22 protein-coding genes are annotated in these 23,635 nt (G+C 66.6%); 8 read left to right on the top strand and 14 right to left on the bottom strand.

Annotated elements, in window-relative coordinates:
* Window positions 1–58 precede the first annotated feature (58 nt).
* From G370_RS0105350 to G370_RS0105365, 4 genes are all read left to right on the top strand, one after another.
* Complete coding sequence (locus tag G370_RS0105350) at window positions 59–808, top strand: hypothetical protein (RefSeq protein WP_019659659.1); 750 nt, start codon at window positions 59–61, stop codon at window positions 806–808.
* 415 nt (window positions 809–1,223) lie between these two features.
* A complete protein-coding gene (gene fusA / locus G370_RS0105355; protein ID WP_019659660.1) occupies window positions 1,224–3,257 on the top strand; it encodes an elongation factor G in 2,034 nt (677 codons plus the stop codon).
* A 250-nt stretch (window positions 3,258–3,507) separates the two neighbouring features.
* Entirely contained in the window at window positions 3,508–3,780 is a 273-nt protein-coding gene (locus G370_RS0105360; RefSeq protein ID WP_019659661.1) for a hypothetical protein, read from the top strand.
* Window positions 3,781–3,890: 110 nt separating this feature from the next.
* Complete coding sequence (locus G370_RS0105365) at window positions 3,891–4,646, top strand: SapC family protein (RefSeq protein ID WP_019659662.1); 756 nt, start codon at window positions 3,891–3,893, stop codon at window positions 4,644–4,646.
* Here G370_RS0105365 and G370_RS0105370 read toward each other — a convergent pair whose 3' ends face one another.
* The 11 genes from G370_RS0105370 to G370_RS0105420 all read right to left on the bottom strand — a co-directional run bounded on the left by G370_RS0105370 (window position 4,647) and on the right by G370_RS0105420 (window position 15,856).
* The gene (locus G370_RS0105370; protein ID WP_026346976.1) at window positions 4,647–6,971 is read right to left on the bottom strand and encodes an ATP-binding protein; all 2,325 of its coding nucleotides are present in this window, start codon (window positions 6,969–6,971) and stop codon (window positions 4,647–4,649) included.
* The gene (locus G370_RS0105375; RefSeq protein ID WP_233652850.1) at window positions 6,968–7,636 is read right to left on the bottom strand and encodes a LuxR C-terminal-related transcriptional regulator; all 669 of its coding nucleotides are present in this window, start codon (window positions 7,634–7,636) and stop codon (window positions 6,968–6,970) included. The genes G370_RS0105370 and G370_RS0105375 overlap by 4 nt, the downstream gene beginning before the upstream one ends.
* A gap of 180 nt (window positions 7,637–7,816) precedes the next feature.
* Window positions 7,817–8,350, bottom strand: a complete 534-nt coding sequence (locus G370_RS0105380) for a lipocalin family protein (protein WP_019659664.1) — start codon at window positions 8,348–8,350, stop codon at window positions 7,817–7,819.
* Between the two features lie 8 nt (window positions 8,351–8,358).
* Window positions 8,359–9,432, bottom strand: coding sequence for an SAM-dependent methyltransferase (locus G370_RS0105385; RefSeq protein ID WP_019659665.1), 1,074 nt, complete (start codon window positions 9,430–9,432; stop codon window positions 8,359–8,361).
* Window positions 9,429–10,214, bottom strand: a complete 786-nt coding sequence (locus tag G370_RS0105390) for a DUF1295 domain-containing protein (protein WP_019659666.1) — start codon at window positions 10,212–10,214, stop codon at window positions 9,429–9,431. Before G370_RS0105390 ends, G370_RS0105385 begins: the two co-directional genes overlap by 4 nt.
* Window positions 10,211–10,756 (bottom strand): DUF2878 domain-containing protein, encoded by a 546-nt coding sequence (locus G370_RS0105395; RefSeq protein ID WP_019659667.1) that lies wholly within the window; start codon window positions 10,754–10,756, stop codon window positions 10,211–10,213. The genes G370_RS0105390 and G370_RS0105395 overlap by 4 nt, the downstream gene beginning before the upstream one ends.
* A 1-nt stretch (window position 10,757) precedes the next feature.
* A complete protein-coding gene (locus tag G370_RS0105400; protein ID WP_019659668.1) occupies window positions 10,758–12,017 on the bottom strand; it encodes an SAM-dependent methyltransferase in 1,260 nt (419 codons plus the stop codon).
* Window positions 12,014–12,781 (bottom strand): DUF1365 domain-containing protein, encoded by a 768-nt coding sequence (locus tag G370_RS0105405; RefSeq protein WP_019659669.1) that lies wholly within the window; start codon window positions 12,779–12,781, stop codon window positions 12,014–12,016. Before G370_RS0105405 ends, G370_RS0105400 begins: the two co-directional genes overlap by 4 nt.
* On the bottom strand, window positions 12,778–14,055 hold the full coding sequence (locus G370_RS0105410; RefSeq protein ID WP_019659670.1) for an NAD(P)/FAD-dependent oxidoreductase: 1,278 nt from the start codon (window positions 14,053–14,055) through the stop codon (window positions 12,778–12,780). Before G370_RS0105410 ends, G370_RS0105405 begins: the two co-directional genes overlap by 4 nt.
* A 1-nt stretch (window position 14,056) precedes the next feature.
* Window positions 14,057–15,007, bottom strand: coding sequence for an acyl-CoA desaturase (locus tag G370_RS0105415; RefSeq protein ID WP_010485789.1), 951 nt, complete (start codon window positions 15,005–15,007; stop codon window positions 14,057–14,059).
* 81 nt (window positions 15,008–15,088) lie between these two features.
* On the bottom strand, window positions 15,089–15,856 hold the full coding sequence (locus tag G370_RS0105420; protein WP_019659671.1) for a hypothetical protein: 768 nt from the start codon (window positions 15,854–15,856) through the stop codon (window positions 15,089–15,091).
* 131 nt (window positions 15,857–15,987) lie between these two features.
* Here G370_RS0105420 and G370_RS0105425 point away from each other — a divergent pair, with 131 nt between their 5' ends.
* The 3 genes from G370_RS0105425 to G370_RS0105435 are packed head-to-tail and all read left to right on the top strand — an operon-like array spanning window position 15,988 to window position 17,986.
* Entirely contained in the window at window positions 15,988–16,611 is a 624-nt protein-coding gene (locus G370_RS0105425; RefSeq protein ID WP_019659672.1) for a sigma-70 family RNA polymerase sigma factor, read from the top strand.
* Window positions 16,608–17,282, top strand: coding sequence for a ChrR family anti-sigma-E factor (locus G370_RS0105430; RefSeq protein ID WP_019659673.1), 675 nt, complete (start codon window positions 16,608–16,610; stop codon window positions 17,280–17,282). The genes G370_RS0105425 and G370_RS0105430 overlap by 4 nt, the downstream gene beginning before the upstream one ends.
* Before the next feature lie 11 nt (window positions 17,283–17,293).
* Window positions 17,294–17,986 carry a Rossmann-fold NAD(P)-binding domain-containing protein gene (locus tag G370_RS0105435; RefSeq protein ID WP_032955262.1) on the top strand — a complete coding sequence of 231 codons (693 nt, stop codon included), beginning with the start codon at window positions 17,294–17,296 and terminating at the stop codon, window positions 17,984–17,986.
* A gap of 2 nt (window positions 17,987–17,988) precedes the next feature.
* Here G370_RS0105435 and G370_RS0105440 read toward each other — a convergent pair whose 3' ends face one another.
* From G370_RS0105440 to G370_RS0105450, 3 genes are read right to left on the bottom strand one after another with little or no spacing between them, the layout of a single operon-like run.
* Window positions 17,989–20,388: a hybrid sensor histidine kinase/response regulator gene (locus tag G370_RS0105440; RefSeq protein WP_019659675.1), complete on the bottom strand. Its 2,400-nt coding sequence runs from the start codon at window positions 20,386–20,388 to the stop codon at window positions 17,989–17,991.
* The gene (locus G370_RS0105445; RefSeq protein WP_019659676.1) at window positions 20,381–20,848 is read right to left on the bottom strand and encodes a response regulator; all 468 of its coding nucleotides are present in this window, start codon (window positions 20,846–20,848) and stop codon (window positions 20,381–20,383) included. Before G370_RS0105445 ends, G370_RS0105440 begins: the two co-directional genes overlap by 8 nt.
* Window positions 20,845–23,082, bottom strand: a complete 2,238-nt coding sequence (locus G370_RS0105450) for an ATP-binding protein (protein ID WP_019659677.1) — start codon at window positions 23,080–23,082, stop codon at window positions 20,845–20,847. The genes G370_RS0105445 and G370_RS0105450 overlap by 4 nt, the downstream gene beginning before the upstream one ends.
* A gap of 249 nt (window positions 23,083–23,331) precedes the next feature.
* Between G370_RS0105450 and G370_RS0105455 the strand changes: the two genes are divergently transcribed.
* Window positions 23,332–23,625 carry a hypothetical protein gene (locus G370_RS0105455; RefSeq protein WP_026346979.1) on the top strand — a complete coding sequence of 98 codons (294 nt, stop codon included), beginning with the start codon at window positions 23,332–23,334 and terminating at the stop codon, window positions 23,623–23,625.
* Window positions 23,626–23,635 lie beyond the last annotated feature (10 nt).

Consider the following 23,635-nt stretch of genomic DNA (forward strand, 5'->3'; position numbering starts at 1 on the left):
GGCCGTCAGGTTGCTCCGGGTATCATGGTTGCTTCGTTTTCTTCAATGGACTGATGCCATGTTCCGTACCGTCACGCGCAGCGTGCTGCTTGCCGCGATGGTTGCTTCGGTGTGCGCTGCCCATGCAGCGTCGACCTCCCAGGTTTCGCTGGCCAATGCGGCCGAGCACGCCTCGCTGATCGAGACCCGGCATGCCACTGGCGAGGGCGCTGCCGTCACCTCGATCAGGACGCAGTACTTCGCCAACGAGGAAATGTCGGTGAGCTGGGACGACCAACAGGTGCTGGTGCTGTGCAAGGAGGCGGCGTACCTGAAGATTCCTGCTGCCAAACTGGAGGGCGGTGCGCTGACCACCGAGCAGCGGCAGATGATCGTCTATCAGGCGCTGATGTCCGGCCTGGGGGCTGTCGCGGGCGTTGTCGGGCCGGCAGGCGAAGTGGTAGCCGTGGCCGATGACGGTAGCGAGACCCGCAGCGTTGGCGAAAACAGCTGGGCCTACGGTGTTGAGCGATACGAGGTGATCACCCAGTGGCTGCCGGACGGTGCACTTCGGGTCCGGACCCGCAAGACGGAAACCGTGAATACCACGCCTCCGGCTGGCCCGGACGATATGTTCAGCACCGAGGACGACCAGGCGGCACGCTTGTCCGAACTGGCGCCGGTGGGCAGCTGGACCGAAGTGGTGGTGCGCGGTGGCGCGCGCCAGCCGCATGTGGATACGGCGATGTCGCTGCAGGGCTGGATCTCGATGGGCGATGACCGGGCTGCGACGGTGGCCGAGGCGCGTAAGCTGCACGGCTGCAAGTAAAGGCCGCCAGGGGTCAGATCCCTTTGCCAGGGGCAAAGGGATCTGACCCCTATCATTGTCGGCCTCATCGTTCCATTCATGTGCGCAATATTCACTTGCGCGCCAGATTGGCAGGTCTAGAATGCGCCCCATGAACCGGATGCCGCTCCTGAAGTTTTTCACCCTGATCCGCGCAAGCGCGGAACGGGCGTGTCTGCCTGGAGCTCCACAGGGCCGCTGAAGCGGCTATCGCTGGATCATCCACAGAGCGCCCTTCGGGGCGCTCTTTTCGTTTCTGCAGTTTCATTTCCCTAACCCGACGTACCGCAAGGAGAACGTGCCATGCACCAGATCGCCGAGACCGAACGCTAGCCGCGCACCCTGTCGCCAACCGGGGTGCGCGGCCCCCGTAGTTGGCTTTGCAGGAACCTATCTCATGAACACCCAAGTCCTTTCCCGTCGTCGCAACCTTGGCATCATTGCCCACATCGACGCCGGCAAAACCACGTTGACCGAACGCCTGCTGTGGAAAAGCGGCGAAATCCATCGCGTCGGCGAAGTGCACGACGGCAATGCGACCACCGATTTCTCGGCAATCGAGCGCGAACGGGGCATCACCATCGGCGCGGCCGCCGTGCAGGCGCAGTGGGCACCGCGTGACCTGCCGCCGCATCGGCTGACCCTGATCGATACCCCTGGCCACATCGACTTCGCCATCGAAGTCGAACGTTCGCTGCGCGTGCTCGACGGCGCCGTGGCCGTGTTCTCGGCCGTGGATGGCGTGCAGCCGCAGTCCGAGACGGTGTGGCGCCAGGCGCGCCGTCATCGCGTGCCGCTGATCGCCTTCGTCAACAAGATGGACCGCGTCGGCGCGTCGTTCGAGCGCGTATTGGAGCAGCTTCAGGACAAGCTTCAGGCGCGGCCGTGGGCGCTGGGCGTGCCGTTGGGCAGCGAGAGCGACTTCAACGGCTGGGTCGACCTGATCGATGAGCGCGTGCTGCAGTGGCGCGACGGTGCGACGACCATCAGCCCGTGGGACGACGCGGCACGTATCCAGTGGCGAGCCCAGCGCGATGCTCTGGTCGAAGCCGTGGCCGATCATGACGAAGAACTGGCCGATGCCTGGCTGGAAGGTCGGGTGATCGATGCCGGGGCGCTGCGCGCGGCGATCCGCCGGGCGACGCTGGCGGGTGCGGGCGTGCCCGTGCTGGCCGGTGCTGCGTTCAAGGACAAGGGCATCGAGACGCTGCTGGATGCCGTGGTCGATTACCTGCCGTCGCCGCTGGATCGCCCTGCCGTCAGCGCCGAAAGCGATGAGGGCGAGGTGGTCTTGCCGCCCGATCCTGATGGCCCGCTGGCGGGGCTGCTGTTCAAGATTACCCACCAGCAGCACGGTGCACTGAGCTTCGTGCGGCTGTACTCGGGCACCTTGAAGGTGGGCGACGCGGTGGCCAGTTCGCAGCATCCGCAGGGACGGCGGGTCAGCCGGCTGGTGCGGGTGCAGGCCGACCAGACCCACGACATTGAACAGGCCGTGGCCGGTGACATCGTCGCGGTGCTGGGCTGGAAGGATGCGGTCAGCGGTGAAACGCTGAGCGGCCGTGCGCTGCCGTTGCGCCTGGAGAACATCCAGGCACAGGCGCCGGTGCTGGCCTGGCGGTTGGAACCGGCGCGTGCGGCCGACCTGATCCGGATGGCGCAGGGACTGGCGAGCCTGGCCCAGGAAGATCCGTCGTTCCGCGTTGAAACCGATCGCGATACGGCGGAGACCCTGGTCTGGGGTATGGGCGAACTGCACCTGGAAGTGATGGTCGAGCGCCTGCGCAGCGAGTGGAACGTCGACGTGGGCGTAGGTGCGCCGCGCGTGGCCTACCAGGAGACGCCGATGCGCGCGATGACGGGTGTCGTCGGGCGGCTGGTCAAGCAGACCGGTGGCCAGGGCCAGTTCGCGCACGTGGTGCTGGACGTGGCGCCGCGTGAGGACGACCAGGTGGTGTTCAACGACCGCATCGTCGGTGGCGTGGTGCCGCGCAGCTTCATCGCGGCGGTGGAGAAGGGCGTGCGTGCCGCACTGTCGGAAGGGCCGCAGGGTCATCCGGTGGTCGGTATCGAGGTCAGTCTTGTCGATGGCCAGACCCATGCCAAGGACTCGTCGGAGATGGCGTTCCATCGCGCAGGCGCCGAGGCGATCAAGGCAGCGCTGGCCGAGGGTGGCACGCAGCTGCTGGAGCCGGTGATGGCGGTGACGGTGCATTCGCCGTCGACATCGGTGGGTGACGTGGTGGGCGACCTCAACCGGCGCCATGGCCGCATCGCCCGCATCGACGACCAGGACGGTCGGGCCGAGGTCAGTGGCTTTGCGCCGCTGGCGCAGCTGGTGGGGTACACCACTGCGCTGCGGTCGCTCAGCCAGGGACGGGCCAGCAGCGAAGCGCACCTGCACGGCTATGAACCGGTACGCGCTGCATGAGGAAGGCGAGGGGAGCCCGTTCGCGGGCTCCCACTTTTTTGTTCGGGTTTCCGCATCCACGCATGGCGTGGATCTAGCGGGTGACCGGGTCGCGAGCTCTGCAGTAGATCCACGCCATGCGTGGATGGATCTGCACCGACACGGCAACATTGGCGCTGCATCGCAACAAAACTGCAGAAAAAGCTGGATTAAAGTGATGCCTCACGATAAATTGCGCCCCCCGTTGCTCGCCGCCGCCCGCACCCCTCTCATGCGTGATGACAAAGACCCCGGAACCCTGGAGCTGACCCTGCCGCGCAAGCGCGGCCGTCCGCCCAAGTTCGGGTACGCGATGAGCGATGCGCAGCGCGCCGCGCGTTATCGCGCGCGCCGGTCAGGGCAGGCCAACCATGCCGACGTGCGTTCCTGCAGCGATATGGTGCTGCTGGACAAGATCCGTGCCGCGGTGAGCGCGCGCGACACCGAGCTGGCCGGGTTCCTGGTGCACGTGCTCTGGCAGCGCTACCCCTTGCAGCTGAAATAGGCCGTCGGTGGGGTGGCCGTTGTCATCGAGCTTGTTGATAATGCGGGATTCAGGTTGTTCCCGCTGGCGTGCCCGGGATGGCAGGCGCGCATGATTGAACGGTTCCCAAGATGACCACCACCAGCGACACCACCACCGAAGCGGCGCCGAGCGGCGCTCCCCTGTTCTATACCCGTCCGGTGCCGCTGCAGGCCGATGTGCACGCCGATCTGCGCATCCTGCCGGGCAGGCTCGAGTTTGCGGCCGGCAACAACGCCATTCCGCTGGTGCTGGGCGAGTTCTCGCTGGCCCTGCACCACTTCCCGATTCTGTTCGCTGGCCCGACCGCCGTGCCGATGGCGGCCGTCGGTGTGTCCGACCAGAACCTGTTCATCAAGGACGGCCTGTGGGAAGACGAGGCCTACATTCCGGCCTACCTGCGTCGCCACCCCTTCATTTTCATCGACACCGGTGCGGACAACGACTTCCTGCTGGGCATCGACGAAGAGAGCTCGCGCGTGGTCAAGGGGGGTGACGAAGGCCAGCCGCTGTTCGTGGACGGCAAGGCCACCGACATGGTGCAGCAGGCGCTGGAGTTCTGCGGCCAGTACACCCGTGAGCACGAACAGACCCAGGCCTTCTCCAAGGCCCTGATCGACAACGGCCTGCTGGTCGAGCGCAACGCCACCGTGCGCACTCCGGATGGCCGCGAGTTCAACCTCAATGGCTTCCTGGTGGTGGACGTTGAGAAGTTCGTGGCGTTGCCGGAAGCGACCGTGGTCGAGTGGCACCGCAGCGGCTGGTTGGCGCTGATCCATCAGCACCTGATGTCGCTGGGGCGATTCAACGACCTGACCCGTCGCCAGGTCGAGCGCCTGGCGGCCTGATCAGCTTGAAGGCACGGCTTCCGCCTTGCGGGAGCCGTGCCACTGCTGCAATCCCTGCAGCAGTCGCCATGCCTCGACCCAGTCGGGCGTGGCCTGCTGCCCCAACTCCCACAGGGCGGCCGCGGTGCCGGCCTGGTCGATTGCCCGGCACATCTGCAACGTGCCCTGCAGGCGGTGCGCATGATGGCGCAATGTCGCGGCATCGGCGTCCTGCAGGGACTGTTCGATCCCGGCCAGCTCATGGGCGATATCCGCAGCGAAATCCGGGTCGGCGCCCGGCGCGTTACAAGGCGCGGCAGCGTGCGCCGAAGGCGGAAGGCCCAGCGCCTGCAGCAAGTCTGCCACCTGCAGCGGCTTGACCAGGACGGCGTCGAATCCGGCCCGGCGACAGCGCGCCACGTGCCGGCGCCCCATGCGGGCGGACAGGGCAATCACTCGCAGGGGCGCCTTTGCCCGCGCGCGCAGCTGCTGTGCCAAGCCGTAGCCGTCCCGGCCGTGGAGCCCGATATCCAGCACCACCGTGCCGCGCGGTCGCAGCGCCTGTTCGGCCAACGCGGTTTCCGCATCGGCAACCGCGCACACATCGGCACCCAGCCGACGCAGTTGCTCTGCCACGACGCGCCGGCTGAGTGCATGGTCCTCGACCAGGAGCAGCTCTGTGCCCGTCAACGGCGCCTGCTGCGGGCGCTCGATGGGGGGCGGATCGCGAGGGACAGCGCGGACCGGCAGTCGCAGGGTGAAGCGACTGCCGCGCCCATGTACGCTGTACGCGGCCAGGTTGCCGCCCATGGCAATGGCCAGCTCGCGCGCAATCGTCAGGCCCAGGCCAGTGCCGCCGTGCTTCTGGCCATCCTCCCCCTGCTGGAACGGGCGGAACAGTAGCGGCAGTTGCGCGGGGGCGATACCGATGCCGCTGTCGATCACATCCAGCAACAGCTCCCTGGCAGACGGGATGGGTGACAGCTGCAGGCGCACTTCGATGCCACCGGCATCAGTGAACTTCAACGCGTTGCCCAGCAGGTTGTCGACAATCTGGCGCAGCCCGTCAGCATCGAGTGCGACCGTCGGCGCGGGGTCGGGCGTGCAATCAAGCTTGAGGGACAATCCCCTGCGCAGCGCCTCCGGCCGGATCGCGTCCAGTGCATGGGCACAGAGCTGGCCGACGTCGCAAGGTACGACGTAGGGCCTGAAGCTGCCGCTGGCCAGACGCGAGAACGCGAGCGAGCGGTCGAGCAGCCTGCGCAGCGCGTGGCCGGCGGCACGCGCGGCCGCGAGCAGGTCGTGCTCTCTCCTGGACAGGCGCGACTGGCTCAGCAGGTCGATCGAAGCCAGTATCGTCTGCGCGGAATTGCGCACTTCGTGGCTGATCATTCCTGCCGCGCGCCCAAGGCGTTGTTCCGTGCGACCGATTCGCCAACGTAGTGCCTGCCAGAACATGGTCAGGCCGATGAGTATTGCGGCCACATACAGCAGCCAGGGCAGGTGCAGGGCGCGCACCCGGTCAAGCGCGTTCTCGACGGGGGCGGGCAGCATCTGCTGCGCCCACAATGCCAGCAGGCCCGCGTGCTCTTCGAGCGTGATGTCGTGCAGTGCCTGGTCGATGCGCGTCAGCAGCTGCTGGTCCTCGCGGCGCACGAGCAGGTGCAGATCGGTGGAGAAGTCGCTCTCGAACGGATGAAGCTGCAGTTTGCCCGCGAAGTGCCGCCGGATCATCGCGTGCAGTGTAGCTTCCAGGCCGATCGCAGCATCGGCGATGCCGTTGTCCACGGCGGCCAGGGCTGCATGCCGATCGGGCAAGTGCAGCAGGCGGACCTGCGGATGGTGGGTTGCCAGCCAGCTGGCATAAGGGCCGCCGCGAATCACGGCCAGCACCTGCGCCTTCACGCTGCCGACGTCACGTGGCGCGTGCTCGCCTTTACGCACGGCCAGGACCGTCTTGCCGCCATCGAAGGCGCCGGATGCCATCAGGCCGGGGCAGGGCCGTGGGCGATGCGCCGGGCCGCCCATCACCAGCACCAGATCGGCCTCGTGCCGGCAGACGGCAGTGACCGCTGCCCTCGTGCTGGTGTAGGCGATGTCACGGAAGCGCAGTCCGGAATGGTCAGCCACGAGCTGCGCATAGCCGTGGGCGAGGGTCGGGAGCGGGATCGAGTCCGCCAGTGGTGCAGGCAGCGGGCGCAATGATGGCGCGGTGGCGACCCGCACTTCGCGACCCGCCGGCCACGCCTGCAGATGTGCATCCTCGGCCGAGGCTGCTGGCAGCAGGATCAGGACCATCAACGAGGTGACAAAGGTATGCAACCGGAGGCGAAGACGGCGCCTCATCGGAGGTTCCGCTGCTCTCGCAGTGCATAGATCTCCACGTCATTGCGCAGCCCGAGCTTGCGCAGGGCGGCCACCTTCTGGGTGCTGACCGTCTTGACGCTGCGGTGGCGGCGCAATGCGATCTCCGACACGGTCAGGCCGGACAGGAGCAGGTCCAGCACTTCGCGTTCATTGCGACTGAGTTCGTCGCGGCAGGCCGGGACCAGGCAATCGGCCGGCAGGCGGCACAATCCCTGCGATACACGCACGATGGCCTCGGACAGCATCTCCAGCGGCTCGGATTTGCTGACAATGCCGCTGATGCCGGCTGCCAGAAGGTGGTCCACGCGGGTTGTTGGCGTCAGCGTGGCGAAGGCCAGCAGGGGCACATGAGGAAAGCGCTCCCGCAGCAAGGGAACCAGCTCATCACTGCTGCGGTCGCCAGGCGCCAGGGTGAGATCGATGATGGCGACATCCACTCCCAGCTTGCGCAGGCAGCCGATGAACGCGTCGCTGTGGGTGTGGCTGGCGACAATGTTGAAGCGGACATCGCGGCCCAGGTGCAAGGCGGTGCCGCGGCGGACGACTTCGTGATCGTCTAGCAGTGCGAGCCGCAGACGGCGCGGTGCAGGGTATCCATTCATGCGCTGGGAGGTGATCGGCGCCCGGGAGGGCGTGGCGACCATTCTGGCGCTGCTGCCGCGCCGGGCACCGAATTTGCTGGATTTTTGCGATTATTCCTAAGAGTCAATGTGCGCGAACCATCAATCCAGGGGTGTTAATTGATGTAATGGATCGCCACGCCCGAATCCAGGCCCTTCAGAAGTTGGCGGGCGATGCCGCCCAGCGCAAAGGGTCGTGGCGTGTCATCGGACCGACTGCGGCACGCGTCTGAGCTTGCGGGTGTCATAACCCATGGCCGCAATCCGTGCGACCGCCTGCTCATAGTCATGCTCGGACACCTGTGGTGTGCGGGCCATGTACCAGACGTAGTCGCGCTTGCTGCGCGCCACGATGGTCTGGCGGTAGCTCTCGTCGAGCCAGGCAATCACGTATTCGGCCTGGATTGGCCAGATGAACTGCATGCCCCAGATCGCGCCATTGCCTTCCTTCTCCACACGACCGATGGGATGCATCGACTTCTGCGGCGCATCGAAGCTGCCCTTGCGGTAGGTGAAGGTGGTCTGGATGCGCCCGTCGGGACGAAGTGCGTAACTCTCCACCGCGTCGAAGGCCTCGCGTTCGGGGCGCGACGGGATATGCGCGATCACATACCAATCGCCCATGAAGCGCGGCACATCCACGGATGGCGGGCGCGGCAGCGGGCGGGTGTCGCTGGAACTGCAGCCGGAACCGAACAGGCCGACCGCGATCAGGGGAAGCAGCGAGAACATGCGCATGTTGCACCTCAGCGGGGTCGGAACAGATAGTGGGCCACCAGCCACTGCTGGCCGTCGTCATAGCCAAACAACTCGGCACAGGCCATCCAGAACATCCGCCAGCGCTGCCACCAGACCTTCGCTGCAGCCTGGCCATAGGTTGCGATCAACACCGGCATCACCTGGTGGCGGGCCGCATCCTGGTTGGCCAGCCAGTGGTCGGCGGTGCGCTGGTAGTGGGTGCCGTCCAGCAGCCAGCGCTGGTCGAGCCGCAGGTCGCGCTGGAAATGCAGCAGGGTGTCAGCTGCCGGCATCAGCCCGCCGGTGAAGAAGTGCCGCCCCATCCAGTTGTCGCCGCCGTCTGTCTCGAACGGATACATCAATGTGCGATGGGCGAAGATGTGCACGAACAGCGCGCCGTCCGGCTTCAGCCACCGAGCGATGCCCGCCAGCAGGCGCTCGTAGTTGCGCACGTGTTCGAACATCTCCACCGACACGCAGCGGTCGAAGCGTGCCGCAGGCAGCTCAAGCTGGTTGACATCGCGGGTGATCACCTCGACGTTGTGCAGCCCCCTGGCTTCACACTGCGCCATGATGTGCTGGCGTTGGCTGTGCGAATTGGAAACGGCGGTGATGCTGGCCTGCGGGTAGCGTTCTGCCATCCACAGGGTCAGTGAGCCCCAGCCGCATCCCAGTTCGAGAATCTGCTGGCCATCGGCCAGGCCTGCGCGCTGGCCGTACAGTTCCAGCATCGCGTCCTCGGCTTGGTCCAGCGTTTCGCGCCCGGTGGGGTAGTAGCAGCTGCTGTACTTCAGTCGCTTGCCCAGGCAGGCCTGGAAAAAGGCAGCTGGCACTTCATAGTGCTGTCGGTTGGCTGCGTCGGTGTGCAATGCGAGTGGGCTGTCGGCCAGCTCGGCGATGCGCCGGCTGAAGCGCGCCGACTGGCCTTCGATGCCACCCTCGCTTTCCTCATGCAGGCGTTGCGCGCACAAGCGGCGGATGCCCGCACGTAGCGCCGCATCGGGGACCAGCCCGCGTTCGGCCCAGGCGATCAGCCCGGTTTCCGCATCTTCGGCTGGGTTCAGTGACGGGATCGCGCTCATGCGGAATGCTCCTTGGAAGAACGGGGAAACCAGGGAAAGAACATCGGTGTACTGCGCTGGTAGGCGCGATAGTCGTCGCCGCGGCTGCGCAGCGCCTGTTTCTCGGTGAATGGGATGCCGCTGAGGTAGCGCAGGAACACGTACATCAGCAATGGGCCGGCCCACGCCAGCCACCACAGTGGCGAACCGACGGCGAGCAGCACATAAGTGAACCAGTGCAGCCACTCGAAGAAGTAGTTGGGGTGGCGGGAATAGCGCCAGAGCCCTTCGCGGCAGGTGCGGCCCTTGTTTGCCCGGTCGGCGCGGAACCGGGCCAGCTGCCGGTCGGCCAGTGCTTCGCCGCCGACGCTCAGCAGCCACACCAGCGCGGCGGCCACGGCCCACCACGTCATGCGGCTGCTCGGGTTGGCAGCCACTGCGACAAAGGGCAGGGCAAACAGCAGCACCAGCAATGCCTGCGCCATGAAGAAGCCAAAGATCTTGCCCTGGTGGCCCTGCCAGTGTTCGCGCAGATAGCGGTAGCGCCCGTCTTCCGGTTCGCTACGGACCCGGTGCCAGAGGTGCAGGGCCAAACGGCTGCCCCAGAGGCCGCCGAGCACGCCCAGCGCGATCCGCGGCACCGTCGCGCCGTCGCCAAGCAGCGCCAGCAACAGGGCCGATGCACCGACGCCCTTGGCCCAGAGCACATCGACCACGCCGATGTTCTGGTGGCGGCGCTGCCAGGCCCAGCCCCAACTCATCATCAGCAAGGTGTACAGCAGGACCCACAGGAGATGATTCATGAAGGAACTCCAGCCAGGGGCGGCGAGCTGGCTCGTGAGCCGCGACGGGCGCAGTGGCACAGCAGTGAAAGCGCGATGCACCAGCCCGCACCCAGTACCAGCAGGCCCTGCCATGCCGGCACAGCGAACCGCACTGCATCAAAGCCACGTGCCGCGGACAGATAGGCCAGCGGTGCCAGCAGCAGCCCGAACAGCGCCGGCAGGGCACGGTGGCGCAGCAGGAAGCGCATCGAGGTGGTCAGCGTCATCGCGAACGCGGCCCACAGCGCCATGATCCACGGCGGAGGCGCCCAGGCGAGCGGGGCGGCGGCGTAACGAACGGTGCCGGTCGCAGCGGCGCTGGCATCGACCAGCCAGGCGCAGGCCAGCGCCAGCACCATCAACCGAAGGTCCAGCCGTGGTTGCGGCGACGTCAGCAGCTGGCTGCCGATGTAGAGAGAGGCTGCCAGCAACGCCGGCCACTGCCAACCGCGCCCAGCGCCGGCCACGGCGCACAGCCAGACCAGCTGGTTGCCAAGCAGATTGGCCCAGAACCGGCGCATCTCAACTGCCCTGGCCCGATGAGGCGCCCGGGCGATGCCCCGGGCGCGCCATCAGCAGATGGGAGACCCCGATCGAGCGCTCCAGGAAGCCGCCCTCGCAATAGGCCAGGTAGAAATCCCACAGGCGGCAGAAGCGCGTATCGAAGCCCTGCGCCTGCACGTCGGGCAACCGGACGAGGAAGCGCTGGCGCCAGGCGCGCAGGGTCAGCGCGTAGGAGTGGCCGAAGTCCTGCTGGGCGATCAGCTGCAGGTCGCTGGACCGCGTTTTGGCGGCCATGATCGCGTTGATCGACGGAATGAAGCTGCCGGGGAACACGTAGCGCTTGATGTAGTCGACGCTGCGCCGGGCCTGCTCGTAGCGATGGTCCTCGATGGTGATGGCCTGCAGCAGGGCAACGCCATCAGGCTTCAACAGGCGCTGCAACGTCGCCATGTAGGTGTCCAGGTATTCGGCGCCGATGGCCTCGATCATCTCGATCGACACCAGCTTGTCGAACTGGCCCTGCAGGTCGCGGTAGTCCTGCATCAGCAGCGTGACCTGGCCTTGCAGGCCTGCGGCGCGCACGCGCTCTGCCGCCAGCGCATGCTGTTCTGCGGAGATGGTGGTGGTGGTGACGTGGCAGCCGTAGTGCTGCGCGGCGTGCAGCGCAAAACCACCCCAGCCGGTGCCGATCTCCACCACGCGGTCGCCCGGTTTGAGCTTCAGCTGCTGGCAGATGCGGTCCAGCTTGCGCCGGGAGGCGGATTCCAGCGACTCGTCTTCTTTGTCGAACAGGGCTGAGGAATACATCAGGTCCGGCGACAGGAACAGGGCAAAGAAGTCGTTGCCCAGGTCATAGTGCGCGGCTATGTTGCGGCGGCTGCCCTCGCGGCTGTTGCGGCGCAGGCGGTTCCAGCCCCGCAACAGCCAGCCGCCCAGGCGGGCCGGGCCACGCTCCATGCCGTCGAGCAGGTCGCGATTGCGTACCAGCAGCCGAATCAGCGCCACCAGGTCATCGCAGTGCCATTCGCCCTGTATGTAGCTTTCACCTGCACCCACACTGCCTTGCGCTGCAACCTTGCGGTAGAACGCCGGGTCATCGATGGTGACGGTGACATGCAGTTCGCCATTCGCATCGCCCAGCCAGACTTCGCCGAGTGCATCACGCACGCACAGGCGGCCGTCGCGCATGGGGGCAAGCTGGGCCAGCAGGCGGCGGCGCAGGAATGCATCCAGGGCGCCGGGACGTGGCAAGGCGACCAGGGGAGTCATCGAATTCATCGTGGTTTCTCGGCAAGAGCAGGGTGGTCGTGCACGGGGTTGCGCTTCAGCCACAGCCGCAGCGCGTGCCAGTGGATGGCGGCCACCACCTGCGTGGTCATCAGGGGGTAGCAGGCCAGTACCCGGGCCAGCCCAGGGCCGTCCAGCACCCTTCGCTGCATGGACTGGGTGGCGTCGAACTGCCGAACGCCGTCGCGCCAGACCTGCATGTGCACGCGAAGATCATCACCAGGTGCGTTGAACCGCCAGTCGTAGCGGCAGTCCATCGGCATGAAGGGTGAGACGTGAAAGGATTTGTCGAATGTCCAGCGCAGTGATGCCCCGTCGCCGGTGGCCGCAGCTACCGGCAGCACATAGGCGTGCCGCTCCTTCCACGGGGTATTGGTGATCTCGGCGACGATGCAGTCCAAGGTGTTGCCATCGGCCCGGTAGCAGTAGTAGAAGCTGACCGGATTGAATACGTGCCCGGCGAAGCGAAGATGGGTGAGCAGGCGCACCGGGCCGGTGGGCCGATAACCCAGGGTAGCCGCGGCATGGTCGCGCACCGCATCGGCCAGTGGTTGCGCAGGGTTGCCGAAGTAGTCACTGCGGCGGAACTCGGCCAGGTTGCGGCGATTGACCGACCACAGCCAGCGCCCGGCGAACACGGTCTCCAGCTCGTCCAGATCGAGCAGCAGCTGCGCGACCGGATAGCGGAACGCGTGGGGCTGCGGATGATGCCGTCGGTGCATCACCTGCCCGAAGTAGAGTGCGCTGGCACTCACGCTGCCACCTCGCCGGGTGCGATGGTGTCGCGGTGCGGGGTGCACTCGCGCATCGCGTCCACCACGCGGCGGGCGCTGCGGATGCCGTCTTCGTGGAAACCCCAGCCCCAGTACGCGCCCGCGAACCAGGTGCGGCGGCGGCCCTGCAGCTCAGCCCAGCGCTGTTGCGCGCGTACCGCTGCGTGGTCGTGGACCGGATGGGCATAGTGCAGCCTGCGCAGCACCTTGGCCGGATCGATCGCCTCGCTGCGGTTGAGGGTCGCGACCAGCGGGGTGTCACCGGGCAGGCCCTGCAGAAGGTTCATGCAATAGCTTACCGTACAGGGCGCGCCTGGCTCCTTGGGAACGTGTGCATTCCATGCGGCCCATGCCTTGCGGTTGCGCGGCAGCAGCGATGCGTCGGTATGCAGTACTGCTTCGTTGGCCTGGTAGCGGATGGCGCCGAGCACGTCGCGTTCGACCGGATCGGCGTCACGCAGCAGGGCCAGCGCCTGGTCGCTGTGGCACGCCAGGATGACCTCGTCAAAGCCCTCCACGCCGGCCGCGCTGTGCACGCGCGCGCCCCACGGCATGCGCTCGACCGAATGGACCGGACATTCCAGCCGCTCGCGTACCCGCCAGCGGGCACGCAGGGCATCGACATAGCGTGCCGAGCCACCGCTGACTACCCGCCAAGGTGCGCGCCCGGTCATCTGCAGCATCTGGTGGTTGGCCATGAACTGGGCCAGGTAGCGGGCCGGGAACTGCATGACCGTGTCGGTCGGTGACGACCACAGCGCTGAAGCCATCGGCAGCAGGTGCTCGTCGATGAACGCCGCACCGTAGCGCTGGCTGTGCAGGTACTGGCCCAGTGTCGGGCCTTCGCCTTCGGCAAGCAGCAGCGGTGCATCCCGGTAGAACCGGCGCAGGTCGGCCAGCATTCCCCAGAAGCGTGGCGAAACCAGGTTGCGACGCTGGCAGAACAGGCCATCCAGCGACGTGGCGTTGTACTCGACGCCACTGCGCTCGCTGTGCATTGAGAAGCTCATGGTGGTCGGCTGCGAGGCCACGCCCAGTTCTTCAAATAGTGCCGTCAGCAGCGGGTAGTGCAGGGGGTTGAAGACGATGAAACCGGTATCCACCGCCATGCGCGTGCCGTCCACCTGCACTTCATGGGTGTGGGTATGCCCGCCCAGGTAATCGTTGGCCTCGAACAGCGTCACTTCGTGTTCGCCGTCCAGCCACCAGGCGCTGGCCAGGCCAGCGATGCCGGAGCCGATGATCGCGATGCGCATGTCAGTACCTCGCCTTGGCCAGTACCCACTCGGGGATGGGCTTGAGCCCCCTCACCAGGCCGAAGGCCGCCATTGCGCGCAGCCCGTACCAGGTCAGGTCGATCTCCCACCAGCGGAACCCCTGGCGGACGGTGCCAGGAAAGAAATGGTGGTTGTTGTGCCAGCCTTCGCCGAAGGTAAGCAGCGCCAGCCAGAGGTTGTTGCGGCTGTCGTCACGGGTCTCGAAGCGCCGCCGGCCAAAACGATGGGCCAGTGAGTTGATGGTGACGGTGGCGTGGAACAACACCACGGTGGAAATGAAGAAGCCCCACACCAGCAACTGCGGGCCAGAGGTGTGCAGTCCGGGCGCCCAGCGCTCCAGGCCGGCGCCGAGTGCGTACAGCGCAGCAGCCAGCAGTACCGGTACCGCCGTATCAAAGCGGTCCAGCCAGCGCAGCTCGGGGAAGCGCGCCAAGTCAGGCACGCGCGATAGATCCGTGGCGAATGCCTCACGGGTCAGGAACCAGCCCATGTGGCTGCGCCAGAAGCCGCCTTCGCGCGGCGAGTGCGGGTCCAGCGGTTGGTCGGCGTGCCGATGGTGATGGCGATGGTGGGCGGCCCACCACAGCGGCCCACGTTGCACGCTGGACGCGCCGATCACCGCGAACACGAACTGCACCGTTCGCGATGCCTGGAACGTCCGGTGCGAGAAGTAGCGGTGGTAAAAGGCGGTGATCGCAAACATGCGCACTGCGTAGAGGGCTGCGGCGACGATCACTGCGGTCCACGAGATACCTACCCAGATCACCGCGATGCAGGCCAGGTGCATCAACGCGAACGGTACGGCGCGCAGCCAGTCGATGCGTCCGGGCTCGCCAGCGGCGTGGTCTGCAGCGCTGCCGGTGTCGACCCAGCGCTTCAGGGTGCGCAGCAGGCGCCAAGGTCGGCGGGGGAGGGGCGCTACAGAGGCCATGGCGGATCTCGGCGGGTGTCGTGTCTTCCTCTACGCAGCAGTGCGCGCAATGGATGCGGCCGGCTGTGGAGAATTTCGGCTTCACTTGGGCATCACGCTGCAGCGCCCCACCAGGGGTTGCGTCCAGGCCTGTTGCCATTCGCTGGCGGACCGCTCGGCAACCGGCGAGCTGAAGCGCACCGTGACCTGTGGGTAGGTGCCGCGGGCATCGCGCAGGTTGCTGGTGCCGCGGAACTCCAGCAGGCGGCGGTCGGCGCTGGCATAGACCAGCGACAGGCGCGGTGCGATGCCGCCGTACCAGGTGTCCAGACTGGCCTCGATGGCCTGGGCGTCGATGCCCTGCCACCGAACGGGTTCGGTGCGCCGCACCTGCACCGGGAAGAAGCGCTGCCGCCCCGGCACCAGGAAGGGCAGGCTGATGCGTTCACCTCGCATCAGCGCTGGCCAATGCTGACGCACCGCGGCGTCGAAGCCCGTGTCGATCACCGCATCCGGCGCCAGCTCAAGCCGACGCTGACGCAGCTCGCTGGCGGCATCTTCTTTCCAGGCGATGGACACCGATTCGCCACTGGCGTCGACTTCAGCGGTTTGCCCGCTACGGCTGTCCTGCAGCGAATAACCCCGGGCCTGCGGGCGCGCGCTGGCCGGCAGATGCTTGCGGGCGAAGGGGCGGCCATCAGGGCACTGATAGAGCACCCAGCGTTCGGCACCCTCCGATGGGCCGCGCCGCCAGTGCACTTCACGATAGAGCAGGTCGCCCTGCGCCGAGGTGGCCACGCCCTCGTTGCGCAGCCAGGGCGCCGCCAGCGCGGCATGGGGCAGGCATAGCAGCAGCCAGGCAGTGCGCATGGTATTCGTCCGGTAGGGAGGCTCAGGTCATACGGTGGCCGTGGCTGCTTGGATGCGCAGTGCCTGCTGCATCCAATGGCCACCCCTGCGCGTAGAGAGGACAGACCTTCACCTGCCCGCCGCTCACGCAGATGTACCCTGACGCCGCCAGCACCCTCCTCAACTTCGATACCGCACGCACCGTGTCCAGTTCCCAGCAGCCGAGCAGCGAGCCGACGAACTGGGCCGATGACATGGACAGTGTGGCGCGGCTGCGCGACCGCGACTGCTTCATGCGGATCTATGACTACTTCATGCCGAGGCTGTGCGTGTATCTGCGTGGCCTGGGGGCACCCGACGCCGTGGCCGAGGAAATGGCGCAGGAGTGCCTGCTGCGCCTGTGGTTGCGGGCGGCCGAGTATGATGCGGCCCAGGGCGCGCTGAGTACCTGGCTGTACCGGATCGCGCGAAACCTGCAGATCGACCGCATCCGTCGCGAGCGCAGCTGGATGCAGGTGCAGGCAGCGGTGGAAGACGCCGCGGCCGTGGACGTGATCGAGCGCAGCAGTGCCGAGCAGTTCGCCGACCAGGCGCGCCTTCGCCAGCGCGTCAACGAGCTGCCCGCCGTGCAGGCGAGGCTGGTGCGGATGTCCTATTTCGAGGCGAAGAGCCACAGTGAGATTGCCCAGGCGCTGGGCATGCCGCTGGGGACGGTAAAGTCACACCTGCGACGTGCGTTCCTGCAACTGCAGGCCAAAGTGGGAGGTGCGCTGTGAATCCGCACCACCACCTGCACGAATCCACGCTGATGAGCTATGCCGCCGGCGCGCTGCCGGCGCCGTTGAGCATCGTGGCCGGTGCCCACCTCGAGCAGTGCCCCCACTGCCGCCAGCGCCTGCGCGATGCCGAGGCAATCGGCTCGGTGTTGCTGGAGCAGACCCAACCGCCCGCTGCCGACGGGCGTCGCGAGCAGTTGCGCGAGGCCATGCAGATGCAGCTGGCCTCGGAGGCGCCGAGCGCCATCGCCGGAACCAGGCGCCCTGTGCCGAGGGAGCGGCCAGAGGCCGACCCCGACCACCTTCCTGCATCACTGCACCCGTACTTCGGCGCATCGCTCAGCGAGCTGCGTTGGCGCTGGATGGCGCCCGGCGTGCATTGCATCCGTGCCGAGCAGATGCCCTCGCTGATCATGCTGAAGATTGCCCCGGGCAAGTGCCTGCCCATGCACAGCCATGGCCGCAGCGAACTGACCCAGATCCTGCGGGGTTCGTACAATGACGCGCTGGGGTTGTTCGCACCGGGTGACGTGGCAGATCTGGACGAAGACGTGGAGCATCAACCGGTGACCGCGCCGGGTGTCCCCTGCATCTGCGTGTCAGCGCTGGATGCGCCGCTGGTGTTCAGTGGCTGGCTGGCGCGGAAGATCCAGCGTTTCGTGAAACTCTAGCGGGGATGACGATGGCCGGGACGGGCGCATTACGGATTCTGTTGACCGGTGCCGCAGGCCTGGTCGGGCAAGGTGTGGCGCTGGCCTGCCAACGCTCACCACAGGTGTCCGGCCTGACAGCGCTGGTCCGCCATCCGGGAAGTCTGAGCGGCGCCGGCAGCGAACTGATCGTTCCGGACTTCCTGCGTATCCAGGACCGGTCGGATGAACTGGCCGGGTTCGATGCCTGCTTCTACTGTGCCGGGGCGCCACCGGTTGGAACGGCAGAGGCCGAGTACCGACGCGTGACCCTGGACACCACTCTGGCGGTGGCCCTTGCCTGGGCGGCTGCGAATCCCGAAGGGTGCTTTCTGTATGTATCCGGTGCCGGCGCGGACCCTCGGAGCCGGCTGATGCCGTTGAGGATCAAGGGCGAGACCGAAGTCGCATTGCAGAGCCTGCCGGTGCGCACCGTGATGCTGCGCCCGGGCGGTGTCAGGCCGGTCCCGGGCACCGGCACCCGTCATGCCCTGTTGAAGCCCCTTTACTGGGGCGGTGCGCCATTGATGAAACTGGCCGGTGCGGTTGCACCTTCGTTGGTGACGAGCAACTTGGCACTGGGCCAAGCGATGATTGCCTTGGCCGTCAGGGAGCATCCACCGGCGACGGTGGAGTGCGCGGACATCAACCGGATCGCGGCCGGCGGGCGCGATCCGGCGTCCTGACCTCAGTGTGGCGCTGCCTCCAGCGCGGTGCGCACGGCCGCCGCCAGATCGCTTCGGGTGAACGGCTTTGGCAGCAGCGCAACGGCCCGCCCTTGGCTGCCCACCTGGTCGTGGTCACGGGGATAGCCCGACGTGAACAGCACGGCGACCTCCGGCCAGCGTTCACGGACTTCCCGCACCAGCTCCCATCCCGACATGCCGGGCATCACCACGTCCGAGAACAGCAGGTCCACCCTGGTATCCGGGCGTTCCAGCAGCCGCAGTGCGGAAGGGCCGTCGTGGGCTTCCAATACCCGGTAGCCCAGCAGCCGCAGTGCATCCACCGTGTGGGCGCGGACATCGTCGTTGTCCTCGGTCACCAGGATGGTTTCCTCGCGCGGCGAATAGCCTGCCAGGCCGGTCTGCGGAGTGCGCGCCTCGCTGGGCAACGGCAGCAGTGAACGCGGGAACATCATGGTGATGCTGGTGCCGCCGCCTTCCACCGAATCGATCAGCACGTGGCCGCCTGACTGCTTGACGAACCCGTGCACCATCGACAGGCCCAGGCCGGTGCCACGGCCAACCTGCTTGGTGGTGAAGAAGGGTTCGAAGACCCGGGCGAGCGTCGCCGCATCCATGCCGTGGCCGTTGTCGCGCACCCGCAGCATCACGTACTCGCCCGGCGTTGCATCCGGGAACAGCGCGGCATAGTCGTGGTCCAGATGGCTGTTGTCGACTTCAATCACCAGCCGCCCGCCATGCGGCATCGCATCGCGGGCGTTGACCGCCAGGTTCAGTACGGAGGCCTCCAGTTGGCTGATGTCGATCTCCACGCACCAGATGTCCTCCGCGCTGCGGATCTCCAGCTGCACCAGTTCACCCAGTGCACGCTGCAGCATGTCGTGCATGTCCAGCAGGCGGACATTGAGGTCAGCGGCCTGGCTGCGCAGCGGCTGGCGGCGGGCAAACGCCAGCAGGCGCTGGGTCAGGCTGGCGGCACGGCCCACCCCCTTCAGCGCATTGTCCAGCGCACGGCCCACCAGCGCACCGGCCTCGCCAGCCCTTTCACTGAGCAGCATGGCGTGCTCGACATTGCCGGAAATGACGGTCAGGATGTTGTTGAAATCATGCGCGATGCCGCCGGTGAGCTGACCGACCGCCTCGATCTTCTGTGACTGGCGCAGCGCGTGCTCGGCCTGCAGGCGTGCGGTGGTTTCGACGGCCTCGGAGACAACGGCGGTGACCGCCCCTTCGGCGTCGAGCAGCGGACGGAACGAGAAGTCGAAGCTGCGGCGGCCGGTCGGAAGCTCCAGCTCCAGCGCATGCAGTGAACTGCGGCCCTGCGCTGCGTCTCCGACGGCGCGGTCGATCGCTGCGCCCATGCCCTCGGTGGTGGCGAACCAGACCGATTCGGCGAAGTGCTGGCCAACAATGTCCTTCTTGTCTGCAAGTACAGCGGCCAAGGAAGCGTCATTGGCATCGACCACGCATCCGCGCAGATCCAGCAGCACCTGATGCTGGAAGCTGGACTCGAAGATCGCCTGCAGGCGGCGCTTGCTGGCGCGCAGCTCGGCCGTGCGCGCCTGCACCTGCTGCTCGAGCAGCTGGTTGTCCTCACGCAGGGCCAGCTCGGCCTGCTTCAGCAGCGAGATGTCGCTGCCCAGGCAGATGTAGCCGGCCACGCTGCCATCGGCGGCATGCTCCGGCACGCAGTCCATCTGTACGAAACGCGACTCGCCACTGCGATGGACGAGCTCGACCTGGAAGCTCGTGCGTTCGCCCTGCAGTACCCGTTCAAGGCTGGGCAAGGCGTGTTCGAAAGCGGAGATGCCGCTGACATCGCGCGCGGTCCGGCCCAGCAGCTCGGCCAGGCTGAATCCATGCCAGTCCAGGAACGCCTTGTTGGCGAACCGGTAGCGATGCGCGTTGTCGAGCTGGGCGATCAGCGCGGGTACGGCATCGGTGACCTGCTGCAGCTGCGCCTGGCTCTCGTTCAGCGCCGCCTGGGCATGCATCAGCTGGGCGCGTTCATGGGCTTCCTGGCGAGCGCGGCGGATCGCATCCGGCAGGCGTTGCAGGCGCTGCTTGACGACGTAATCGCGCGCGCCACGGGTCAGCGCCTGTACGGCCAGCTCTTCGGTCAGCGTGCCGGAGACGAAGATGAAAGGGGTCTGTGGAATCCGCTCGCGCGCCAGCGCGAGGGCCGCATCGCCATCGAATCCGGGCAGCACATGGTCGGCCAGGATCACGTCGAACGCACGGTTGTCGATGGCCTCGATGAACGCATTGCGCGTCCACAGGCGCTCGACCTCGAACTCCAGGCCGGCACGCCGCAGCTGTGCGGTGATCAGCTCCGCATCAAGCGCGCTGTCCTCCAGCATGAGGATGCGCAGGCGCTCGCTGCGGCGCGATCCATCACGCATTGTGCTGCCCCGAGCCGCTGGGCCGGTGCGGTGGTGGCTGGTTGGTGATGCCCCAGAACATGCCCAGTCCTTGGATGGCGTCAAAGAACTCCTTGAAGTCGACCGGCTTGACCACGAATGCGTTGACGCCCAGTTCGTAACTGCGCACCAGATCCTGCTCCTCGCGCGAAGAGGTCAGCATCACAACCGGGGTGCTGCTCAGGTACGGGTCGCCACGGACCTGCTCCAGTACCTCCAAGCCATTGACTTTGGGCAGCTTCAGGTCCAGCAGCACGACCACCGGGCCGCCGTGCATGGCACCGGCGAACTTGCCTTCGCAGCGCAGGTAATCCAGCGCTTCGGCGCCGTCGCGTACATGGATGACATCGTTCAACAGCTGGCAGCGCTCAAGCGCGGCCATCGTCAGCTCTGCATCCTTGGGGCTGTCCTCTACCAGGAGGATCGGCCGCAGGTCCCTCATGGGTGTTCTCCTGTGGAGCGGGGTAGGGTGAAGTGAATGGTCGCGCCCTTGCCGGGCTCGCCCTCGGCCCAGGTACGGCCGCCATGGCGGCCGATGATGCGGCGGACATTGGCCAGGCCGATGCCGGTGCCTTCGAACTCTTCGACGTGGTGCAGGCGCTGGAACACGCCGAACAGCTTGTCCACGTAGCGCATGTCGAAGCCGCAGCCGTTGTCGCGCACGAAGAAGTGGTCTTCCTCGTCGTTTCGCTCGTGACCAACCTCGATCACTGCATGTTCGCGCTCGCGGGTGAACTTGATCGCGTTGGCCAGCAGGTTCTGCCAGACCAGGCGCAGCATCGTCGGATCGGCTTCAACCTCCGGCAGCGGTGCGAGCGTCCACTGCACGTCGCGGCCGGTGTAGTCCAGGGCCAGGCTCCGGCGCACATCCTCGGCCAGCGCGGTCATGTCCAGCCGCACACGCCCCAGCGTGGAGCGTCCCATCTGCGAGAAGCTGAGCAGGTCATCCACCAGCGTGCCGGCGGACTTGGCCGATTCCACGATCGTGTCCAGGAAGCGGCGCTCGGTATCGTTCAGGCGTTCGCCCGCCGAGCTGCCCAGCAGCTCGGAATAGCCGACAATGTGACGGAAGGGAGCGCGCAAGTCGTGGCTGACCGAATAGGAGAAGGCTTCCAGTTCCTTGTTGCTGCGGAGCAGCTGCTCGTTCAGTTCGGCCATTTCCTCGGCCTTGCGCAACACGATATCGACGATGGCCGTGCGCATTTCGTGTGCCGCTTCGCAGTCAGCGTCGCTCCACGGCAGGCTGCGCTGCTGCACGGTCTCCTTCCAGGCCTCGAACGAGTTGCGCGGGGACAGCGCAACGCCCGGTGCGGCTTCCTTGCGGGGATCGCCACCCCAGCGCACGGTACGCACCACTTCCGGCCGGAACCACATCAAATAACTGTCATGCAACTGCGAAATGGACACCGCCAGCAGGCCGCTGGCCACATCGGCCAGGTGCGCGGCAGGCGACCAGTCGGCTGCCAGGTGATCGGTGCAGTAGGTTTCCTGACCGGCCTGCTGCGCGGCCAACCAGTTCGCCAGGGCCAGCACGTCGCTGGCGGAAGGGCACTGGCCAACACGCAGGCAATCGCCTTTGTGAACGATCGCCGCGCCGGCCGCGCCGGTCAGCGACAGCAGGCTGGCCTCGTCCTGGCGCAGGGCCGCCATGAAGTCCTCGTCGCCGGCCATGCGACCCAGCAGCTTGACCAGTATCGAGCGCCGCGCGACGCGCTCTTCGATCGCACGCGCCCGCTCCTTCAACGCGATCTGCAGCGACAGGATCTGGCCCATGAGCTCGCAGGCGGTACGCACGTGGTAGGGCAGGCGCCGTGGCTGCACGGTGTGGCAAGACACCAGCCCCCACAAGCGGCCTTCATGCACCAGCGATACCGACATCGATGCGCCGGTCCCCATGTTGCGCATGTACTGCAGGTGGACCGGCGAGACGCTGCGCAGCACGGCCAGGCTCAGGTCGGTGGCTGGTGCGTCGCGATGGTCGTCGGCCCGCATCAACGGCGCGGGGGTGTAGTTGTTGTCCGCGATCAGGCGCACCCGGTTGCGGCGGTAGAGTTCGCGGGCCTGCGCAGGAATGTCCGATTCGGGGAAGCGCAGGTCAAGGTAGGACGGCAACAGGCCGTTGCCATCCTCGGCCACCACGATGCCATTCCAGCCGGCATCGAACTGATAGACCAGGGTGCGGTCAAAGCCGGTCAGCCGGCGCATGTGCGCGGCAGCCAGCTGGCAGAGGTCTTCCACGGTGCCGGCCGACTCGATCCCGGCCATCAGCTCGCGGATGGCCGGATACAGTTCTTCCAGCGAGCCGGGCTGGCCGGGAACCGGCGCTTCCAGCTCGACCAGCAGATCGGTGGCGGAGCGGTGCACCAGCAGTTGATGGCGGCCATGGCCATCCAGATGCACGGCACCGACATGCGCGCTGCTGCCGACCGTCGCCTGCTGGAACAACGCCTGGAACGGCGCCAGCGCACCGCCAAGCACCTTGCTGACATGCTGCGCCAACGGCTCGCCGAACTGCTGCAGCAGCCCCGGATGGCTGATGGCGCGCTCGAGCACCTGCAGGGACTGCGGCTCAACGACCAGAAGCACACCGTACGGCTGGATCGCGCCGGGGGTATGGATCGGTTCGCGCGCGCAGCTGGACGAGGCGGTGTCGTGCGCGGATTCAGCAGAAGGCATCAAGGGCAGGGCTCATGGTTCGTGGATGGCTGGATAGCCCAGTGATTCATCCGTATCCATCAATGGTGAAGCAAAATCGTGCATCCGCCTACCAGTGTGTGCGTGTGAAGCGTGTTTCTGTCCAAGCTGAATTCTTCATGTAACGACCAGGTCGAACACTTGCAGTTTTCGCGAAGAGTACATCTGCGCTGCACATCAGCTCGACAGGTCATTGCCTAGGGTGGGTCCACTTCCCTGAGCGACCGCCCCGTGAATCTGCAGACCGTGCCCTTGCCCCCGTATCGCATGCTGCCTGACAGCTGCCAGTTCGAACTGCTGGATGTGGATGCGCTGCAGGACCCTGCCAGTGGCCGGTTGCTGCATCTGTACTCGCTGGTGGCCCGTTGCCTGTCCTGCGAGACGATCTTCAAGGCAGAGGAAGGGCAGGGCCTGGTCAGCCATACTGCGGCGCGGGTGGTGCGATGCCCCACTGGCTGCGCACAGCAGGCCTTCAAGCCGGCCCTGCTGCGGAGCTGGCACCGGCAGGCCGCGGCCCAGGCGTGACCGGCAGAGG

Source organism: Stenotrophomonas hibiscicola ATCC 19867, from assembly GCF_000382065.1.
Classification (GTDB): domain Bacteria; phylum Pseudomonadota; class Gammaproteobacteria; order Xanthomonadales; family Xanthomonadaceae; genus Stenotrophomonas; species Stenotrophomonas hibiscicola.

Coding starts and splice junctions, on each gene's coding strand:
- G370_RS0105445 (WP_019659676.1), bottom strand. CDS start 20,848: ATGAGGGACCTGCGGCCGATCCTCCTGGTAGAGGACAGCCCCAAGGAT.
- G370_RS0105410 (WP_019659670.1), bottom strand. CDS start 14,055: ATGCGCATCGCGATCATCGGCTCCGGCATCGCTGGCCTGGCCAGCGCC.
- G370_RS0105365 (WP_019659662.1), top strand. CDS start 3,891: ATGACCACCACCAGCGACACCACCACCGAAGCGGCGCCGAGCGGCGCT.
- G370_RS0105390 (WP_019659666.1), bottom strand. CDS start 10,214: ATGAATCATCTCCTGTGGGTCCTGCTGTACACCTTGCTGATGATGAGT.
- G370_RS0105395 (WP_019659667.1), bottom strand. CDS start 10,756: ATGCGCCGGTTCTGGGCCAATCTGCTTGGCAACCAGCTGGTCTGGCTG.
- G370_RS0105350 (WP_019659659.1), top strand. CDS start 59: ATGTTCCGTACCGTCACGCGCAGCGTGCTGCTTGCCGCGATGGTTGCT.
- G370_RS0105425 (WP_019659672.1), top strand. CDS start 15,988: ATGTACCCTGACGCCGCCAGCACCCTCCTCAACTTCGATACCGCACGC.
- G370_RS0105370 (WP_026346976.1), bottom strand. CDS start 6,971: ATGAGGCGCCGTCTTCGCCTCCGGTTGCATACCTTTGTCACCTCGTTG.
- G370_RS0105385 (WP_019659665.1), bottom strand. CDS start 9,432: ATGAGCGCGATCCCGTCACTGAACCCAGCCGAAGATGCGGAAACCGGG.
- G370_RS0105450 (WP_019659677.1), bottom strand. CDS start 23,082: ATGCCTTCTGCTGAATCCGCGCACGACACCGCCTCGTCCAGCTGCGCG.
- G370_RS0105375 (WP_233652850.1), bottom strand. CDS start 7,636: ATGGTCGCCACGCCCTCCCGGGCGCCGATCACCTCCCAGCGCATGAAT.
- G370_RS0105380 (WP_019659664.1), bottom strand. CDS start 8,350: ATGCGCATGTTCTCGCTGCTTCCCCTGATCGCGGTCGGCCTGTTCGGT.
- G370_RS0105400 (WP_019659668.1), bottom strand. CDS start 12,017: ATGAATTCGATGACTCCCCTGGTCGCCTTGCCACGTCCCGGCGCCCTG.
- G370_RS0105415 (WP_010485789.1), bottom strand. CDS start 15,007: ATGGCCTCTGTAGCGCCCCTCCCCCGCCGACCTTGGCGCCTGCTGCGC.
- G370_RS0105435 (WP_032955262.1), top strand. CDS start 17,294: ATGGCCGGGACGGGCGCATTACGGATTCTGTTGACCGGTGCCGCAGGC.
- G370_RS0105360 (WP_019659661.1), top strand. CDS start 3,508: ATGCGTGATGACAAAGACCCCGGAACCCTGGAGCTGACCCTGCCGCGC.
- G370_RS0105420 (WP_019659671.1), bottom strand. CDS start 15,856: ATGCGCACTGCCTGGCTGCTGCTATGCCTGCCCCATGCCGCGCTGGCG.
- fusA (WP_019659660.1), top strand. CDS start 1,224: ATGAACACCCAAGTCCTTTCCCGTCGTCGCAACCTTGGCATCATTGCC.
- G370_RS0105440 (WP_019659675.1), bottom strand. CDS start 20,388: ATGCGTGATGGATCGCGCCGCAGCGAGCGCCTGCGCATCCTCATGCTG.